The organism is Hypericibacter sp. (assembly GCF_050729195.1).
In the GTDB taxonomy this organism is placed as follows: domain Bacteria; phylum Pseudomonadota; class Alphaproteobacteria; order Dongiales; family Dongiaceae; genus Hypericibacter.
Genome location: NZ_JBOHKS010000088.1, coordinates 1 through 3,689 on the forward strand (window position 1 = coordinate 1; position 3,689 = coordinate 3,689).

Annotated in this window: 4 protein-coding genes; 3 read left to right on the plus strand and 1 reads right to left on the minus strand. The window is 67.5% G+C overall.

What is annotated here, in order from left to right:
- Window positions 1–186: 186 nt before the first annotated feature.
- Window positions 187–1,629, minus strand: coding sequence for a cell envelope integrity protein CreD (gene creD / locus ACREE8_RS06655; protein ID WP_431572199.1), 1,443 nt, complete (start codon window positions 1,627–1,629; stop codon window positions 187–189).
- Between the two features lie 255 nt (window positions 1,630–1,884).
- Here creD and ACREE8_RS06660 point away from each other — a divergent pair, with 255 nt between their 5' ends.
- The 3 genes from ACREE8_RS06660 to guaA form a co-directional block, all read left to right on the plus strand.
- Complete coding sequence (locus ACREE8_RS06660) at window positions 1,885–2,448, plus strand: N-acetyltransferase family protein (RefSeq protein WP_431572200.1); 564 nt, start codon at window positions 1,885–1,887, stop codon at window positions 2,446–2,448.
- A 30-nt stretch (window positions 2,449–2,478) separates the two neighbouring features.
- Window positions 2,479–3,087 (plus strand): N-acetyltransferase family protein, encoded by a 609-nt coding sequence (locus ACREE8_RS06665; protein ID WP_431572201.1) that lies wholly within the window; start codon window positions 2,479–2,481, stop codon window positions 3,085–3,087.
- Between the two features lie 41 nt (window positions 3,088–3,128).
- Window positions 3,129–3,689: glutamine-hydrolyzing GMP synthase (guaA, locus tag ACREE8_RS06670; protein ID WP_431572202.1), on the plus strand; the 561-nt coding region annotated here is incomplete at its 3' end.

Consider the following 3,689-nt stretch of genomic DNA (forward strand, 5'->3'; position numbering starts at 1 on the left):
AATTTCGTTCGGTTATTTCTCTTTCGGTGCTTCCCGATTCCGAAAAGAATCGGGCGGGGTCGCGATTCTTTCCGATTTGAATCGGCGGCAGAGATGTGTGAATCCGGTAGCCCGCAAGGGGAGGGGGCGTGGATCCATTTTTCCAGCCCTCCCCCCCTTGCGGGGGAGGGTAGGGAGGGGGCCTCTTCACGAAGGCAGCGGCGCTTCCGTTTTTCCTCCCGTCCCCAGCAGCTCATTCGCCGCCGTTGGCGCCAGCCGGAACCAGTCCACCTTGCGCGTGAACCACATGAAGGCGGCCAAGCTCGCAAACAGCCCGAGCGCGCCCGCCAGCAGCGACATGTCCTCGAGCTGCAGCAGCACATAGAGATAGCCATAGAGCCCGGCGAGCACGCCGGCGCCGATCGCCCCTTTGCGCAGGCTTTGCGCGATATGGCCGAGATAGGCGCCGATGAGGCCCGTGGTCATGACCGCGGCGACGAGATAGGCCGGCGTGAAGCCGATCACCTCGGAGAGCGCGAGCAGCAGGCAGAAGAAGAGCGCCAGCGCCGCGCCGATGAGGAGATACTGCACCACATGGACGCGCTTGCCGCTGGCGAGCTCGATCACGAACACCGTGCCGAACATCGCCGCGACGAACAGGAAGCCGAACTTCGCGGCCCGTTCGCTCACATGATAGAAATCGACCGGCTGGATCAGCGTCATGCCGACCGAGGACGCGCTCATTGCCGCGGCGATGCCGTTGCGGTCGTTGTCGTAGCTGGAATCGTAGCCCTGGTTGTTCGCGGGCGGGATCTCGGTCGCCTCGGTCCAATGCTGCGGGAAACCGCGCGCGAGATAAGAGAGCGTCCAATGCGCGGTGAAGCCGGTCTTGGTCACGTCGCGCTCGGCCGGCAGCGCGCCGCCGATGAAGCCCGGATGCGGCCAGTCGCCCGTGAGGGTGAAGGACGAGGTGGCGCCCACCGGCACCAGCTGCAGCCGGTCGGTCCCGCGCAAGGTGAGGTCGATCGAGAAGGGCAGCGGATCGGTGTCGGTGAGCGAGAGCGTGGGCAGGGGCGCCTGCATGCCGGGAATGGCGGGGACGCTGCTGCCGGGCGTGAAGGCGACCGGCTGGCCCAGCCATTTGAGCGCCGGGTCGCTGTCGATGCCGGTGAGATCGCCCACACCCATCAGCAGCAGCGCCTGGTCCCAGAGCATGGCGGTCGCGTCCGGCGGGACGGGCAGGGTCGAGGGCGGCGGGAACGCGCCCACCAGGCGCCCTTGCGCGCGATAGACCGGGATCTCGAACACCGCGCGATAGCGCATCTCGGTGGTGAAGCTGAGCTGGGCGTCCAAGGTCTGCGGCAGGTAATAAGCGGCCGACATGCGTTCGGGCTGGTTGGGCAGGGCCTTGACCCGGTAGGGCACCTTGAGGATCGGCCCGACCAGGGTCTGGACACCGCCCCATTCGCTGGCGATCCCGGCCTCGACCTCATGCTGCCGGTATGAGCGCTCATTGATCAGGTCGCGCACCGTCGAGAGCGGGATCAGCAGCAACAGCGCGATCACCACGATGCCGGCGATATGAAGATTGAAGGCAAGCCGTCCGAGCCAGCCGGAAAGTCCGGGCAGCCTGGGTGCGATGTCGGTCATGGATGGGGTCCCCTGGAAGCGTTCTGGTGCGAACGCGGGATAGGGGACCCCCGTGTGATGGCGGGGACAGGGTGGGATCGCGGCGGAATCGCGGCATTGCTGGGGTGGTTGGGGGATCACACAAAACCACGGCCCCTCCCGCAAGGGGAGGGGGCGTGGACCTCTTTCACCGTGACGGATGATTGCAAGGGCATCAGCCCGAGCTCCGTTCAACCCCGTTTGACAGAATCCGTCCGCCCTTACATTTTGATGTCCATGATCGATGAACTTCGGATCCGGCGCGCCGGCCCGGCCGACGCACGCTCCATCGGGCGCGTCCATGTCGAGACCTGGCGCGCGACCTATGCGGGCATCGTGCCCGACCAGGTGCTGGTCGAGATGTCGGCCGACGGCAAGGCGTCGCAATGGCGGCGCATGCTGCTGCGGCCCCAGACCGGCGAGGTCGTGCTGGTGGCCGAGATGCCCCAGGTCGGGCTGGTGGGCTTCGCTTCCTGCGGGCGCGCCGACAATGGCGCGCTCGGGATCGATGGCGAGATCCACACGCTCTATGTCCATCCCGACTGGCAGGAGCAGGGCATCGGCAGGCGCCTGCTCTGTTCCTCGCTGCGCTGGCTGAAGCGCAGCGGCCGGACCGGCGCCTTCCTCTGGGTGCTGGCGCAGAACCCCTCGCGCTTCTTCTACGAGGCGATGGGCGGCGAGCGCATCGGCGAGCGCGAGGAGAAGCTCTGGCAGGTGGCGCTTCCCGAGATCGCCTATGGCTGGCCCGATCTGTCCATCCTGCCGCCGGCCTGCCGCGGCGACCGAAGCCGCCGCGCGTAAAGCGCCCGGGGCCATGATAGGCTCCGGGGCATGAAGGGCCCCGTCCTCAAGAAATCCACCACCCGCCTGCGCGAGGCCGATCTCGTCGACGCCGATTCCATCGCCGAGATCCATGCCGAGGGCTGGCGGCGCTGCTATGCGGGCTTCCTGCCGCCCGACGCGATCGCGGCGCGCGACGAGCATTGGCGCCGGCAGACCTGGCGCCGCAAGCTCGCCCGCGAGAAGAAGGGCTGCCATGCCGTCGTGCTCGAGGCGGCCGACCGGGTGGTGGGCTTCGCCGCCGGCGGACCGGTGCGGCCGCATGAGGGCCCGATCGAGGGCGCCATCGACGGCCCGGCCGAGCGCAAATGCGCCGAGATCTACACCATCTATCTGGCGCCCGACTGGCAGCGGAAGGGCTGGGGCCGGCGACTCGTGAGTGCGCTCGCCGTCCGCCTGGCGGCCGACGGCGCCGAGCGGCTCCTCGTCTGGTGTTTCCAGGACAATCCCAACCGGCCTTTCTTCGCCCGGATCGGCGGCGAAATCGTCGCGTCCGGACAAGTGCTTATGGCCGACTGCACGCCGCGGGAAACGGCCTATGGCTGGCGCGACATCCGCGCCCTCATCGCCGCTTGCGACACGGGTTCGAACCGGGAATGATGCGCGCCTTCCGCTGAAAGGCCACCCTGCTTGATCACATCATGACCGACCGTATCCTGATCCTCGATTTCGGTTCCCAAGTCACCCAGCTCATCGCGCGGCGCGTGCGCGAGGCGGGGGTCTATTGCGAGATCCTGCCCTTCAATGCCGCGCCCGAGCGCATCAAGAACTTCAAGCCCAAGGGCGTGATCTTGTCGGGCGGCCCCGCCTCGATCTATGAGGGCGACGCGCCCAAGGCGCCGCAGGAGGCGTTCGAGCTCGGCGCGCCGGTGCTCGGCATCTGCTATGGCGAGCAGGCGATCTGCGAGCAGCTCGGCGGCAAGGTCGAGCGCGGCGAGGCCCGCGAGTTTGGCCGCGCCATGCTCGAGATCAAGGAGGCCTGCGATCTCTTCGAGGGGCTCTGGAATCCCGGCGAGAAACACCAGGTCTGGATGAGCCATGGCGACAAGGTGGTGCGGCTGCCGCCGGGCTTCCGCACCGTGGCGGTGAGCGAGAACGCGCCCTTCGCCGCGATCGCCGACGATTTGCGCAAGATGTATGGCGTGCAGTTCCATCCCGAGGTGATGCACACGCCCGACGGCGCGAAGCTGATCCGCAATTTC

What these genes read in the sequence shown, in the direction of transcription:
- creD (WP_431572199.1), bottom strand. Translation starts at nt 1,629, where the DNA reads ATGACCGACATCGCACCCAGGCTGCCCGGACTTTCCGGCTGGCTCGGA.
- ACREE8_RS06660 (WP_431572200.1), top strand. Translation starts at nt 1,885, where the DNA reads ATGATCGATGAACTTCGGATCCGGCGCGCCGGCCCGGCCGACGCACGC.
- ACREE8_RS06665 (WP_431572201.1), top strand. Translation starts at nt 2,479, where the DNA reads ATGAAGGGCCCCGTCCTCAAGAAATCCACCACCCGCCTGCGCGAGGCC.